Genomic DNA, 13,038 nt, shown 5'->3' with positions numbered 1-13,038 from the left:
ATTTTACGAATTAAAGTACTTCAGGTGCAAGTGAAACAATTTTCATATTTGTTGCACGAAGTTCTCTGGCAACCGGACCGAAGATACGGCTTCCACGAATATCACCACCGGCATTCAACAATACGCAAGCGTTATCATCGAAACGGATGTATGAACCATCCGGGCGACGGATTTCCTTTTTAGTGCGAACAATGATAGCCTTAGAAACAGCACCCTTCTTCACATCACTTGACGGGATTACACTCTTAATTGCTACTACAATTACATCCCCAACAGAAGCATAACGTTTTCTGGTTCCGCCTAAAACACGGATACATAAACATTCTTTTGCGCCACTGTTATCTGCTACTACTAGTCTTGATTCTTGTTGTATCATGTTACTTAGCTCTTTCGATTATTTGAACTAATCTCCATCTCTTTGTTTTGCTCAAAGGACGAGTTTCCATAATTTTTACGGTATCACCGATATTGCACTCATTCTTTTCGTCGTGAGCATGATATTTCTTCGTTTTGTTAACGAACTTACCATAAATGGGGTGTTTTTCCTTCCATTTAATAGCAACAGTGATGCTTTTATCCATCTTGTTGCTAGTAACCACGCCCGTTCTTTCTTTTCTTAAATTTCTAGTTTCCATCAGGCTCAATTATTTGTTGTTAAGTTCTCTCTGGCGCAATTCTGTTCTCATGCGCGCAATCATCCTGCGTTGTTGTTTAATCTGTGCAGGGTTGTCTGTCGGAGAGATAGTGTGGTTAATAACCTTCTGATCGTAGGCAGCAACCTCAGCATCTACTCTTTCAAGCAATTCTTTTGTGCTTAATTCTCTAATTTCTGCAATCTTCATAACAATTACGCATTTTGATTAGCCATATCATAATCACGTCTCACAACAAATTTCGTTGTTACCGGAAGCTTCTGTGCTGCTAAGCGCAAAGCTTCTTTCGCAATATCAAAGGGAACACCTTCAATTTCGAAAATCAGACGACCTGGAGTAACAGGCGCAACAAAGCCTTCCGGGTTACCTTTACCTTTACCCATACGTACTTCGGCCGGTTTCTTTGTAATAGGTTTATCCGGGAAAATCCGAACCCAAACCTGACCCTGACGTTGCATATAACGAGTTACCGCGATACGGGCAGCTTCAATCTGGCGACCGGTAATCCATTTATTCTCTAACGCTTTTATACCGAACGAACCGAATGCCAGCTGGTTGCCACGTTGAGCTTCACCCTTCATGCGACCTTTCTGCTGTCTTCTGAACTTGGTTTTCTTTGGTTGTAACATCTCTTCTTAATTCTAACGTTTAACGATTAGCTTTTTTTCTCTTGAAGTTCTTATCTCCTCTGTTGCCACCGGCATTGTCATTTCTGCGGCCTGAATCTTTAGAAGCTGTGAATGAAGGAGCAAGATCTCTCTTACCATAAACTTCACCACGGCAGATCCATACCTTGATACCCAGCAAGCCAACTTTCGTCAACGCTTCAGCCAAAGCGTAATCGATATCTGCTCTCAGAGTGTGTAACGGAGTTCTTCCTTCTTTGTACATTTCAGAACGAGCCATTTCAGCACCGTTCAAACGACCAGATACTTGCACTTTAATACCTTCTGCACCCATTCTCATGGTAGAGGCGATAGCCATCTTAATAGCACGACGGTAAGCAATTTTTCCTTCAAGTTGACGAGCAATATTGTTTGCAACAATGACTGCGTCTAATTCGGGTCTTTTTACCTCAAAGATGTTGATCTGAACTTCTTTGTCGGTAATTTTTTTCAACTCTTCTTTCAATTTATCAACTTCCTGACCACCTTTACCGATGATGATGCCCGGACGTGATGTGCAAACTGTTATTGTGATCAACTTAAGCGTACGTTCAATAACGATACGAGATACACTAGCTTTAGCAAGACGAGCATTCAAGTATTTACGGATTTTGCTATCTTCCAGCAAAGTATCTCCGTAATTTTTGCCGCCATACCAATTGGAATCCCAACCACGGATGATTCCTAAACGATTACTAACCGGATTAACTTTTTGTCCCATCTACAATTAATTTTGACTATCGTTTTTACTAAGTGTATCAACAAACAAGGTTACATGGTTCGAACGTTTACGAATTCTGTATCCTCTACCCTGGGGAGCCGGACGCATTCTCTTCAATGTAGTAGCGCAATCAACGCTGATTGAAGAAACAAACAACTCACCAGTTTCTGCTTTACGTTCATTTTTCTGCTCCCAATTGGCAATTGCTGAACGAAGCAATTTTTCTACTCTTGCTGCAGCTTCCTTGTTAGAAAACTTCAAAACACCAAGTGCACGGAATACTTCCATACCACGGATCATGTCTACAACGAGACGCATCTTACGCGGAGAAGTAGGTACGTTACGCAACTTTGCGAAGTACATGGTCTTTTGGGCTTCTTTTCTTGCTTCAGCTGATATTCTTTTTCTAGCACCCATTTTTATTGATTCTTTTTATTTTCAGATTCCTGAATTCCTGTTACTACCGATAATTATTTTTTCTTGTTACCGGCGTGACCACGGAACGTACGAGTTGGTGAAAATTCTCCCAACTTGTGACCTACCATATTTTCGGTTACAAAAACAGGAATAAATTTATTTCCATTATGAACTGCAATAGTATGGCCTACAAAGTCAGGCGAAATCATTGAAGCTCTTGCCCATGTCTTAACTACGGCTTTCTTTCCTGACTCATTCATAGCCAAGACTTTCTTTTCCAGCTTTACGTTAATATACGGGCCTTTTTTTAGTGAACGACTCATAGTTTACTTAATTAATCAGATTATTTCTTTCTTCTTTCAATAATATACTTTGAAGAATGCTTCTTCGGAGCTCTTGTCTTCAAGCCCTTAGCATACAAGCCTGTACGAGATCTTGGATGACCTCCGGAAGCACGACCTTCACCACCACCCATTGGGTGATCAACCGGGTTCATAACAACACCACGGTTGTGAGGACGACGACCTAACCATCTAGAGCGACCGGCTTTACCTGATTTTTCAAGACCATGGTCTGAATTACCTACACTACCAATTGTAGCCTTACATGCAGCAAGAATCTTTCTGGTTTCGCCAGAAGGCATCTTAATAATTGCATAAGCACCTTCTTTAGAAGTCAACTGAGCAAAAGCACCAGCAGAACGTACCATTTTGGCACCCTGTCCGGGACGAAGCTCAATATTATGAATAATAGTACCAACGGGAATATTTGCCATAGGCAAAGTATTACCTACCTCAGGAGCGGCATCGCTACCTGAAACCACTGTCTGGCCAACTTCCAAGCCGTTCGGAGCGATAATATAGCTCTTTGCTCCGTCAGCATAATACAATAAAGCGATGCGAGAAGTACGGTTTGGATCGTACTCGATAGACTTTACTGTTGCAGGAATGCCATCTTTATTTCTCTTGAAGTCGATAATTCTGTACTTTTGTTTGTGACCGCCACCAAGATAACGCATTGTCATCTTACCTGTGTTGTTACGACCACCAGTACTGCTCTTACCTACCACAAGAGACTTCTCTGGTGTACTTGCAGTGATTTTATCAAATGCACCAATAACTTTGTGTCTCTGCCCCGGTGTTGTGGGCTTTAATTTACGTATTCCCATTTCTTTTTTTAGATATTACTAAAGAAATCAATTGTTTCTCCTTCTTTCAACGTTACGATTGCCTTCTTAAAAGCTGCCTGTTTACCATTGATAATACCTGATTTTGTATAACGGCTTTTCTGCTTGCCGGAGTAGTTGATGGTGTTAACATCAACTACAGTTACATTATACATATCCTGTACAGCTTTTTTGATCTCCAACTTGTTGGCATCAGGAGAAACACGAAAACCATAGCGATTAGCCATTTTTTCAGTAATCGCTGTTTGCTTCTCTGTTACTATAGGTTTAATAATAATTCCCATTTCCTTACTCCTTATGCATTAAAAAGTTTTTCTATAACAGCAACAGAACTTTCAGTCAAAACCAAATTAGCTGCATCAAGCACTTTGTATGTGTTTAATTCAGAGGCTGTTATAACATTTGTCTTTTCTAAATTACGAGCCGACAAATATACAAAATTATTTTTCTCCGGTAAAACCATAAGTAACTTTTTATCAGCCACTTTCAGGTTTTTAGCAATTGTTACAAATTCTTTAGTCTTCGGAGCTTCCAGAGCGAAATCTTCTACAACTACAATTGCATTATTTTTAGCTTTATAAGCCAAAGCAGACTTACGAGCCAGACCCTTTACCTTCTTGTTCAATTTGAACTCATAATCTCTCGGTTTCGGACCGAAAACGCGAGCACCACCAACCAATACAGGAGAGTTGATATCACCACGACGGGCTCCACCACCACCTTTCTGACGGATCAGTTTGCGTGTACTACCAGAGATCTCACTTCTTTCTTTCGATTTGTGAGTACCCTGACGCTGGTTTGCCAAATACTGCTTTACATCCAGGTAAATGGCATGATCATTGGGTTCAATGCCGAAGATAGCATCGTTTAAAGTTACCTTTCTTCCGGTATCTTCACCTTTAATATTAAATACGCTCAGTTCCATTACTTTTCAATTAATACGATTGAACCTTTTGCTCCTGGAACAGATCCTTTAACCAATAAAAGATTATGTTCCGGCATTACCTTGATCACTTCCAGGTTCTGAACTGTTACACGTTCATTACCCATCTGTCCGGCCATACGCATGCCCTTGAATACCTTTGCAGGGTATGAACAAGCACCGATACCACCGGGAGCACGCAAACGGTTATGCTGACCGTGAGTAGTCTGACCTACACCACCGAAACCATGACGTTTTACTACACCCTGGAAACCTTTACCTTTTGATGTACCAACTACATCAACGAAACCTGCATTTTCCAGATAATCCACAGTGATCACATCACCCAGATTGTATGCAGTTTCAAAATTCTTGAACTCGGCCAAGTATCTCTTGGGAGTTACACCGGCTTTCTTGAAGTGGCCCATTTCCGGCTGAGTTGTATGTTTCTCTTTTTTGTCTTCGAAACCCAACTGTACAGCTTCATAGCCATCTTTTTCCAAAGTCTTAATCTGTGTAACAACACAAGGACCCACTTCGATAACAGTGCATGGAAGATTTTTTCCCTCGGCACTGAAAACGGATGTCATTCCGATTTTTTTTCCTAATAATCCTGGCATTTCACTTAATTTTTAAATAACTCACACTTTAATTTCTACTTCAACACCGCTGGGTAATTCCAGCTTCATCAAGGCGTCAACTGTTTTTGCAGTTGAGCTGTAAATGTCTATCAATCTTTTGTAAGATGACAGTTCGAACTGCTCACGAGATTTCTTATTAACGAAAGTAGAGCGGTTCACAGTAAAGATACGTTTGTGTGTAGGCAGAGGAATCGGTCCGCTAACAACAGCACCTGTAGCCTTTACCGTCTTCACGATCTTCTCGGCAGACTTGTCTACCAGAGAATAATCGTAAGACTTTAATTTAATTCTGATCTTTTGGCTCATATTGTTATATATGTTTCTAAATTATTTGATCAAATCAGCACGACCCTGTACTTCTGTCAGTACCTGCTTAGCAATAGAAGAGGATACCTGAGCATAGTGAGAGAACTGCATTGAAGATGTTGCACGACCTGAAGTGATAGTACGCAGTGCAGTAACATAACCGAATGTTTCAGCCAAAGGCACTTTAGCTTTTACAACACGTGCACCAGTACGGCTTGTTTCCATACCTTCTACCTGTCCACGACGTTTGTTCAAGTCACCGATAACATCACCCATGCTTTCTTCCGGAGTAACAACTTCCATCTGCATGATCGGCTCCATCAAAGCAGGACCTGCCTTTTCTGATGCGCTCTTGAATGCCTGGATAGCACAGATTTCGAATGACAACTGGTCAGAGTCAACCGGGTGGAATGAACCATCGATCAATGTAACTTTCAGCTTATCCAACGGATAACCGGCAAGAATACCGTTCTTCATTGCTTTTTCGAAACCTTTCTGTACTGAAGGAATAAATTCCTTAGGAATGTTACCACCCTTTACTTCATCAATAAACTGAAGTGTTCCTTCGAAACTTTCGTCAGCCGGTTCGATACGAACGATGATATCAGCAAACTTACCACGACCACCAGACTGTTTCTTATAAACTTCGCGAAGTTCAACAGATTTAGTGATAGCTTCTTTATAAGTAACCTGAGGTTTACCCTGATTACATTCAACCTTGAATTCACGACGCAGACGATCAACGATGATATCTAAGTGAAGCTCACCCATACCGCTAATTACAGTCTGACCTGTTTCTTCGTTAGTCTGAACACGGAAAGTAGGATCTTCTTCAGCCAACTTAGCCAATCCCATACCCAGTTTATCCAGGTCTTTCTGAGTCTTAGGCTCTACTGCGATACCGATAACCGGATCCGGGAATTCCATAGATTCCAGTGTAATCGGATGTGCTTCGTCACAAAGAGTATCACCAGTACGGATATCTTTGAAACCAACACCAGCACCGATATCACCACAACCGATAGCTTCCATCGGGTTCTGCTTGTTTGAATGCATCTGGAACAGACGAGAAATACGTTCTTTCTTGCCTGAACGAGTGTTGTATACATAAGAACCAGCCAATAAAGAACCTGAATATACACGGAAGAAACACAAGCGGCCTACATACGGGTCGGTTGCAATCTTAAATGCCAATGCAGTCAACGGCTCTTCGAACAACGGTTTACGCACGACTACAGTATCAGGATCACGTGGGTCTGTACCTTCGATAGCTTCTGCATCAGCAGGGCTAGGCAGGTAAGCACAAACAGCATTCAATAAAGTCTGAACACCTTTGTTCTTGAAAGAAGAACCACAGATCATCGGATTGATCTGCATAGCGATAGTACCTTTACGGATAGCAACTCTGATTTCATCTTCTGTAATAGTTGCAGGATCATCAAAGTATTTTTCCATCAAAGCATCGTCGCATTCAGCCAGAACTTCCAACATCTTATCTCTCCATTCTTCAGCTTCATCCTTCAGGTCTGCCGGAATTTCTTCAACAGAATATTCAGCACCCATAGTTTCGTCATGCCAAAGGATAGCCTTCATTGTTACCAGGTCGATTACACCTTTGAAAGTTTCTTCTGCACCGATAGGTATCTGAATAGGACAAGGATTAGCACCCAATACATCCTTCACCTGACGAACTACTTCAAAGAAGTTTGCGCCGGAACGGTCCATTTTATTTACATAACCAATTCTGGGTACATTATATTTATCAGCCTGACGCCATACTGTTTCAGACTGAGGTTCTACACCTCCAACCGCACAGAATGCAGCAACTGCACCATCCAGAATACGCAGTGAACGCTCTACTTCAACAGTAAAGTCCACGTGCCCCGGAGTGTCAATCAAGTTGATTTTATATTTGTCATTAGCGTAATTCCAGAAAGTAGTAGTCGCAGCAGAAGTGATAGTGATACCACGTTCCTGTTCCTGCTCCATCCAGTCCATTGTTGCAGCACCGTCATGAACCTCACCAATTTTGTGAGTCAGACCTGTGTAGAAAAGGATACGCTCTGAAGTCGTAGTCTTTCCTGCATCAATGTGCGCCATGATACCGATGTTTCTGGTATATTTTAATTGTTCGTCAGCTTTTGTTGCCATCTTTCTTTTATTCTCCTAAATTTGCTAAATTAAAATCTGAAGTGTGCAAATGCACGGTTAGCTTCAGCCATACGGTGCATATCTTCTTTTCTTTTGAATGCGCCACCCTGGTTGTTGTAAGCATCTACAATCTCTGCAGACAACTTATCAGACATAGTCTTACCACCTCTCTTGCGTGAGAAGATGATCAGGTTCTTCATAGAAATTGATTCTTTACGATCGGGGCGAATTTCAGTAGGTACCTGGAAAGTAGCACCACCAACACGGCGTGACTTCACTTCGACTTGGGGGGTAATATTGTCGAGTGCAGCTTTCCAAATTTCGAGAGCAGACTTTTCTTCGTTAGGCAATTTAGCCTTAACGTTTTCCAGAGCGGAATAGAAAATTTCGAAGGCAGTATTTTTCTTGCCGTCATACATTAAATGGTTTACGAATCTCGTAACCTTTACATCACCGAAAACAGGATCCGGGAGGATCTGTCTTTTCTTTGGTTTTGCTTTTCTCATTTTGTTTTCAAAAATTTCGTTTTTGTCTTTGGTTGCCTTTTAATTTTGTCTTCAACGGTTCCGCTGAACCATTTACTCAACCTTGTAGCCTATCCAAATAACTCAAACCAGCTTTAATACTTAAATTTAAATTCTCAGTTTGAAAGGGTGATTTTTACTTCTTTCCTTTTGCTGGAGCAGCACCCGCTTTTGGACGTTTTGCACCGTATTTAGAACGACGCTGAGTACGACCATTAACGCCAGCTGTATCCAAGGTACCACGTACAATGTGATAACGTACACCAGGAAGGTCCTTTACACGACCACCACGTACTAATACGATTGAGTGTTCCTGCAAGTTGTGTCCTTCTCCCGGAATGTAAGAGTTTACTTCTTTACCATTTGTCAAACGAACTCTCGCTACTTTACGCATTGCAGAGTTAGGCTTTTTCGGGGTTGTAGTATAAACACGTACACAAACGCCACGTCTCTGAGGACAAGCATCCAATGCAGGTGATTTACCTTTTACCACCAAAGTTTCCCTTCCTTTTCTAACTAATTGCTGAATTGTAGGCATTTCTTTTCTTTTTTAAACTTTGAATGTGTTATAATTTTATTTATCTCTTTTTTCTATTTCAGGCTGCAAAGATACGCATTATTTCCGTATAACCAACGAGTTACATCTGTTTTTCTGCATAATCTGCGCTAAAAACGGTGCAAAGTTACATAATAGTTCCCGTTTGTTTCTGTTCTACAACATGTGAATTCAAACTATTTATTATTATTTAACACGAAGCCCCGCCGGCTTAAAACCAACGGGGCTTGTCTTGTGTCTGTTTTCTCTCTTCACAAAGGTACTGACAGAAGAACTTTATTTTATTACTTTAGTATTAAAAACTACTTGTTCACCTCTCACAGGCTACTTAGTCCAGCTGTGTATTATAACTCATATAACCAAACTACGTAGTTCTAATTATTTGATTGTTTAAAGAAGGAAGAATCCTTCTCTAATTCTTATTTTACGATTGCTTTTACTGCTGTTTCACCTTCAATAGCTACTACAACAATACCAGCAGGAGCATTTACCTCAACATCATTAGATGTAGCGATTGTTTCAGCGATTGCCTGTCCCAACAAGTTGGTAATCTTAACAGACTTACCAGCTGCATTCAATACCCTAACAGAACCTTTAGCTGCAATTATGCTAATTTCAGATGTTGAAGAAATAGATTCGTTATCTGTTGCTATTTCACCTTCAGCATCTTTCAGACTAAATACCTGAGCCTGCTTAACAAGTTCCTCTACCTTAGCTTCATCACCATCATGGCTACCGCCAACTTCTTGTGTAGATTTCGCCAATACAGGAACACCATTTTCAATCTTCACCCAAGCACCCTTGAATGAACCGATACCAGATACACCTGCCAAATTAGTTTCAAGTAAGAAGTCTTCACCATCATCTGTAATCTTACGCAAAGAGAACAAGCAATTTGCATGAACATCTTTAGTCAGAGTTGTCGGTACAAGTTTTGTATTATCACTGAAATCAGCTGGAGCTATTACGCCATATTCCTTGCTTAAAGAAGCTAATGTATAACCCTTTCCGGCATTTACCTGATAGAATACGCCATCTTTGATAACACCTTCCATAAAGGCCAAACGAGTATATACATTATTATACATATAAGCATTGTCAGTTGAATCATTCAGATTAACCAAGAAACGTCCATACAAATATCCCTTATAGTCTACCGGTTCAAAATGTTCACCTGAACAAGTAGGATTATATCCGTGTTTATCACACCACTTTCCATCCTCTACAGTACCTGTAGCAACGCCCAACATATATTGTGGCATATGTTCACCACCTATTGCATGCAAATACAAAGCTGTTGTGTAATTTTCTCCTGGTTTAAAGTCTGTTCCAGTACCTATTCCTAAGAAGTTGAAACCACTAGTTGAATTTTCATACAAACATTCGGTTGAATTACCCTGTCTTTCACGATAGACCTTAACTGTTTTACCGCTCAAGTCATCAACATTTTGATACAAATCACGAGAAGCGTCAATCAATGCAAAAGCATCAATATCATCAGTTACATAATTTCTCAAGTTGACAGAAGTCATGTGCTGAACACCATCACCCAATGCAACACGGTGAGCATTTACTAATACACCTGAAGAAAGACTACTACCTACAGTGTCAACCAATGTATAATATTCCCGTTCCGTATCTACCTGATCATTCTTCAAATAGAATTTAGCGAGTGTTGCATTATTTGCAGCAGCCTGTTCCGGTGTATAAGCCTTATAATAAGATCTCTTAGTACCATCACTCTGTGTAATTTCGGCTAGATAGACATAACACTTATCATTATCAATCAGATTAGCATCTCTGACTTTCAATTTGTAAGCATATTTTTTCAACTGAGATGTTGTAGAATAATTAGTACCGAAATTCGTCGGAGTACCTTCAATTTGTTCTACCTGGAAATAAGTAGAAGAGCCATCGGTTGTAGCAACGAAATTCATATCTTTATCTACAGTAACCAAAGCATCTTTACCGCCAGTCAAATTGTCTGTAACATTATATTTCAACTTAAATTCGTTATAGGTCAATTCATTATTGCTTAAATATTTGTAACCATGATAATCACTTGCAATAATTGCTGCAGCGGCAGCACCATCTTTATCAACAACAGTAGTAATATCATAACCATCTTTATTATACAGCGATTTCATTGATATATTATCAATAGCAGTATTATAATTATTGTCAATGATAAAGACCTTACCTGTAGCATCTTTATAAAGCTGACCTTTGAATACTTCATTTGCAAATTCACGGTTTGCAATCTGTACAGGAGAAGTAGCATCTGCATCACAACCAATTTGTTGAACATCCCACATTGTAGCAGGCATGTAAACAAACTTCTGAGCTTCAGTAGGAACATCATATTGAGTCCAGCCAACCAAATTAGCAACAATATACTTGCCTCCAGTCATGATATAGTTCAAACCTTCGGTCAAAGTTACACGCTGTAACCATTTAGAAGACAAGTCTCTGCCATCAAAGTTAAATTTCGGAGTTGTTACAGATGTACCATCATTGTTATAAGCAGTTAAAGCTGTCGTATTACCTAACTCTACTAAAGTTACAACAACACTATCCTGAGCGGCATCACGTAAAGCCGTAGTAGGCTGATTATCTGCTGCCAAGAATGCTCTTCTGTTATTATAATAAGAGTTGTAGGCAATGCCTTTATTTCTCCATTCATAATTACCACTTACAGAAGCCATAGGCAGAGCATTCAACGGTTCGATAACCAAGCTATCAGTTGATGCATAATAAGTAAACTTATACAAGAAACGTGTAGCAAGAATTGTATCACTCAAAGAAGATGCAGCTTTATCATAAGCACTAAACTTGAACGGTACATAATCGTTGTATCCTGCTGCAGGAACAGAGTCAACCATCATATACTTAGTTGCATCAACTTTGCTCTGAAGCGCTACATACAGATTCAAACTGTCAGCACTGTTCAAACCTAATGTATCCTGAGCAAACTGATCAGAAACAGCTGATACTCCAGCAGAAAAATTAACAGGAGCTTTCAAGAATGCATCTGCTGAAACAGCCTTAAATTCACCACTGATAAATTCAGAGGCAATTGTAGGATCTGCAGAAGATTTCAATTTAAATGTACCCTCTGCATTAAAATCAACCAACGTGTTTAAAGCCAAAGGATCCAATACAAGCGGAGAAGCCAGTCTCGGACGTAATTTCAAGGCATCAGTAATAGCACTTACACCAGTTGCACCAACTACTGTTCTCGGATATTTAACAGCTACTACCTGATCTTTGTCATTCAGCTGCATTACCATAACAGAGTCATTGCTTGCACCAAAATAAGCAAACACTGCTGTCGGAGTAGAAATAGCAGCACCATTATTAGTTGCACTGTTATACCACTGCCATTTGTTCTGGCAACCATTCAAAATAGTTGAGTCTGCATTTGCCACACTCAGATTAGCTGTTGCAGAAGCTAATACATTACTGTTAGTTGTCTGATCATCAAAAATCAGGTCAACACCTGTTTCAGCATTTGTAAAAGTAAATTTAGCACCGCTAACGCCATCGGCTGCGTCTACTTTTACTCTCCATAAAGAGTAGTTCAGAGGAGCTTTGCTGATAGAATCCATTTTCAGGTAAAGAGCACCTGTTTCTTTATCGCGCAATTGCACCAATACACTGTCACCTGCAGTATTTGATAATTGATACAAAATGTTACCGGCCGTATAATCTTTAATCTCGGTAACATCAAAAGGGTAAGTTGGAGCTTTGTGCAAAGTATCTGCCATCACAAAATGTGAAAGGGTCTTCCAATCATAACCAAAATTGTCCGGCACATTGGCTGAAACTGAATTTTGAATCTGAGCAGAAGCACCAACTGCTGAACACAACATTGCGCCAACTACTAACGTAGAAAACTTTTTGTTCATAATCCTAAATTTAATATTAATACTAATGTTCTTAAAAGTCTAACTCGAGAACGTCTTCAAATGTTAATGACTAGCTAAAACGTTCCTTTTTTCTAGTCATCTTTTTATGGTTCGTAAGAAATAAAAGGCATTTCGTACAAACTTTGCTATTCGGTTGATAAGAAAGGATATAGGAAATAAAAAAAATAGCAAAAAAGGATTGCGCTTTCAAAAGTTATAATTAATTTTGTTGACTAGAAAAAAGGAACGTTTAAATTAGTCATTCATTTCGAGGCATTAGAGTGCGCTATATTACTATATATCAAATATTTACATTGTATATATTTATAATATAGCCAAATGTTAATTCAGCATTTAATAATATATTAATGTACGTGTACATATATAA

16 protein-coding genes are annotated in these 13,038 nt (G+C 39.7%); all 16 read right to left on the bottom strand.

From position 1 onward, the window contains the following. Window positions 1–10 precede the first annotated feature (10 nt). Complete coding sequence (rplN, locus tag DWW91_RS21485) at window positions 11–376, bottom strand: 50S ribosomal protein L14 (RefSeq protein ID WP_010800553.1); 366 nt, start codon at window positions 374–376, stop codon at window positions 11–13. A 1-nt stretch (window position 377) separates the two neighbouring features. Beyond that, window positions 378–635: a 30S ribosomal protein S17 gene (rpsQ, locus tag DWW91_RS21480; protein ID WP_009859539.1), complete on the bottom strand. Its 258-nt coding sequence runs from the start codon at window positions 633–635 to the stop codon at window positions 378–380. Window positions 636–644: 9 nt separating this feature from the next. Next, window positions 645–842, bottom strand: coding sequence for a 50S ribosomal protein L29 (gene rpmC, locus DWW91_RS21475; RefSeq protein ID WP_009859540.1), 198 nt, complete (start codon window positions 840–842; stop codon window positions 645–647). Between the two features lie 5 nt (window positions 843–847). Continuing rightward, on the bottom strand, window positions 848–1,282 hold the full coding sequence (gene rplP / locus DWW91_RS21470) for a 50S ribosomal protein L16 (protein WP_005634742.1): 435 nt from the start codon (window positions 1,280–1,282) through the stop codon (window positions 848–850). Between the two features lie 19 nt (window positions 1,283–1,301). Further along, window positions 1,302–2,039, bottom strand: coding sequence for a 30S ribosomal protein S3 (rpsC, locus tag DWW91_RS21465; protein ID WP_009859541.1), 738 nt, complete (start codon window positions 2,037–2,039; stop codon window positions 1,302–1,304). Between the two features lie 6 nt (window positions 2,040–2,045). Beyond that, entirely contained in the window at window positions 2,046–2,456 is a 411-nt protein-coding gene (gene rplV, locus DWW91_RS21460) for a 50S ribosomal protein L22 (protein ID WP_009859542.1), read from the bottom strand. 53 nt (window positions 2,457–2,509) lie between these two features. Further along, complete coding sequence (gene rpsS / locus DWW91_RS21455) at window positions 2,510–2,779, bottom strand: 30S ribosomal protein S19 (RefSeq protein ID WP_005634738.1); 270 nt, start codon at window positions 2,777–2,779, stop codon at window positions 2,510–2,512. Between the two features lie 20 nt (window positions 2,780–2,799). Beyond that, window positions 2,800–3,624: a 50S ribosomal protein L2 gene (rplB, locus tag DWW91_RS21450; RefSeq protein WP_009859543.1), complete on the bottom strand. Its 825-nt coding sequence runs from the start codon at window positions 3,622–3,624 to the stop codon at window positions 2,800–2,802. A gap of 8 nt (window positions 3,625–3,632) precedes the next feature. Next, on the bottom strand, window positions 3,633–3,926 hold the full coding sequence (gene rplW, locus DWW91_RS21445; RefSeq protein WP_009859544.1) for a 50S ribosomal protein L23: 294 nt from the start codon (window positions 3,924–3,926) through the stop codon (window positions 3,633–3,635). An 11-nt stretch (window positions 3,927–3,937) separates the two neighbouring features. Continuing rightward, window positions 3,938–4,567 (bottom strand): 50S ribosomal protein L4, encoded by a 630-nt coding sequence (gene rplD, locus DWW91_RS21440; protein WP_009859545.1) that lies wholly within the window; start codon window positions 4,565–4,567, stop codon window positions 3,938–3,940. Beyond that, window positions 4,567–5,184 carry a 50S ribosomal protein L3 gene (gene rplC / locus DWW91_RS21435; protein ID WP_009859546.1) on the bottom strand — a complete coding sequence of 206 codons (618 nt, stop codon included), beginning with the start codon at window positions 5,182–5,184 and terminating at the stop codon, window positions 4,567–4,569. The genes rplD and rplC overlap by 1 nt, the downstream gene beginning before the upstream one ends. Window positions 5,185–5,205: 21 nt before the next feature. Beyond that, window positions 5,206–5,511 (bottom strand): 30S ribosomal protein S10, encoded by a 306-nt coding sequence (rpsJ, locus tag DWW91_RS21430; RefSeq protein WP_005634728.1) that lies wholly within the window; start codon window positions 5,509–5,511, stop codon window positions 5,206–5,208. A 21-nt stretch (window positions 5,512–5,532) separates the two neighbouring features. Next, window positions 5,533–7,662 carry an elongation factor G gene (gene fusA, locus DWW91_RS21425; protein WP_009859547.1) on the bottom strand — a complete coding sequence of 710 codons (2,130 nt, stop codon included), beginning with the start codon at window positions 7,660–7,662 and terminating at the stop codon, window positions 5,533–5,535. Window positions 7,663–7,691: 29 nt separating this feature from the next. Beyond that, window positions 7,692–8,168: a 30S ribosomal protein S7 gene (gene rpsG, locus DWW91_RS21420; RefSeq protein WP_009859548.1), complete on the bottom strand. Its 477-nt coding sequence runs from the start codon at window positions 8,166–8,168 to the stop codon at window positions 7,692–7,694. Window positions 8,169–8,322: 154 nt separating this feature from the next. Then, window positions 8,323–8,724: a 30S ribosomal protein S12 gene (gene rpsL, locus DWW91_RS21415; RefSeq protein ID WP_009859549.1), complete on the bottom strand. Its 402-nt coding sequence runs from the start codon at window positions 8,722–8,724 to the stop codon at window positions 8,323–8,325. A 437-nt stretch (window positions 8,725–9,161) separates the two neighbouring features. After that, on the bottom strand, window positions 9,162–12,650 hold the full coding sequence (locus DWW91_RS21410; RefSeq protein WP_147426562.1) for a DUF6383 domain-containing protein: 3,489 nt from the start codon (window positions 12,648–12,650) through the stop codon (window positions 9,162–9,164). Window positions 12,651–13,038 lie beyond the last annotated feature (388 nt).

The sequence above is a fragment of the Parabacteroides sp. AF17-3 genome, from assembly GCF_003635445.1.
Classification (GTDB): Bacteria; Bacteroidota; Bacteroidia; order Bacteroidales; family Tannerellaceae; genus Parabacteroides; species Parabacteroides goldsteinii.
This window is presented reverse-complemented; position numbering and strand designations above follow the sequence as displayed.

What these genes read in the sequence shown, in the direction of transcription:
- rplD (WP_009859545.1), bottom strand. Translation starts at nt 4,567, where the DNA reads ATGGAACTGAGCGTATTTAATATTAAAGGTGAAGATACCGGAAGAAAG.
- rpsG (WP_009859548.1), bottom strand. Translation starts at nt 8,168, where the DNA reads ATGAGAAAAGCAAAACCAAAGAAAAGACAGATCCTCCCGGATCCTGTT.
- rpsL (WP_009859549.1), bottom strand. Translation starts at nt 8,724, where the DNA reads ATGCCTACAATTCAGCAATTAGTTAGAAAAGGAAGGGAAACTTTGGTG.
- rplB (WP_009859543.1), bottom strand. Translation starts at nt 3,624, where the DNA reads ATGGGAATACGTAAATTAAAGCCCACAACACCGGGGCAGAGACACAAA.
- rplV (WP_009859542.1), bottom strand. Translation starts at nt 2,456, where the DNA reads ATGGGTGCTAGAAAAAGAATATCAGCTGAAGCAAGAAAAGAAGCCCAA.
- rpmC (WP_009859540.1), bottom strand. Translation starts at nt 842, where the DNA reads ATGAAGATTGCAGAAATTAGAGAATTAAGCACAAAAGAATTGCTTGAA.
- rplN (WP_010800553.1), bottom strand. Translation starts at nt 376, where the DNA reads ATGATACAACAAGAATCAAGACTAGTAGTAGCAGATAACAGTGGCGCA.
- rplC (WP_009859546.1), bottom strand. Translation starts at nt 5,184, where the DNA reads ATGCCAGGATTATTAGGAAAAAAAATCGGAATGACATCCGTTTTCAGT.
- rpsC (WP_009859541.1), bottom strand. Translation starts at nt 2,039, where the DNA reads ATGGGACAAAAAGTTAATCCGGTTAGTAATCGTTTAGGAATCATCCGT.
- fusA (WP_009859547.1), bottom strand. Translation starts at nt 7,662, where the DNA reads ATGGCAACAAAAGCTGACGAACAATTAAAATATACCAGAAACATCGGT.
- rplP (WP_005634742.1), bottom strand. Translation starts at nt 1,282, where the DNA reads ATGTTACAACCAAAGAAAACCAAGTTCAGAAGACAGCAGAAAGGTCGC.
- rpsS (WP_005634738.1), bottom strand. Translation starts at nt 2,779, where the DNA reads ATGAGTCGTTCACTAAAAAAAGGCCCGTATATTAACGTAAAGCTGGAA.
- DWW91_RS21410 (WP_147426562.1), bottom strand. Translation starts at nt 12,650, where the DNA reads ATGAACAAAAAGTTTTCTACGTTAGTAGTTGGCGCAATGTTGTGTTCA.
- rplW (WP_009859544.1), bottom strand. Translation starts at nt 3,926, where the DNA reads ATGGGAATTATTATTAAACCTATAGTAACAGAGAAGCAAACAGCGATT.
- rpsJ (WP_005634728.1), bottom strand. Translation starts at nt 5,511, where the DNA reads ATGAGCCAAAAGATCAGAATTAAATTAAAGTCTTACGATTATTCTCTG.
- rpsQ (WP_009859539.1), bottom strand. Translation starts at nt 635, where the DNA reads ATGGAAACTAGAAATTTAAGAAAAGAAAGAACGGGCGTGGTTACTAGC.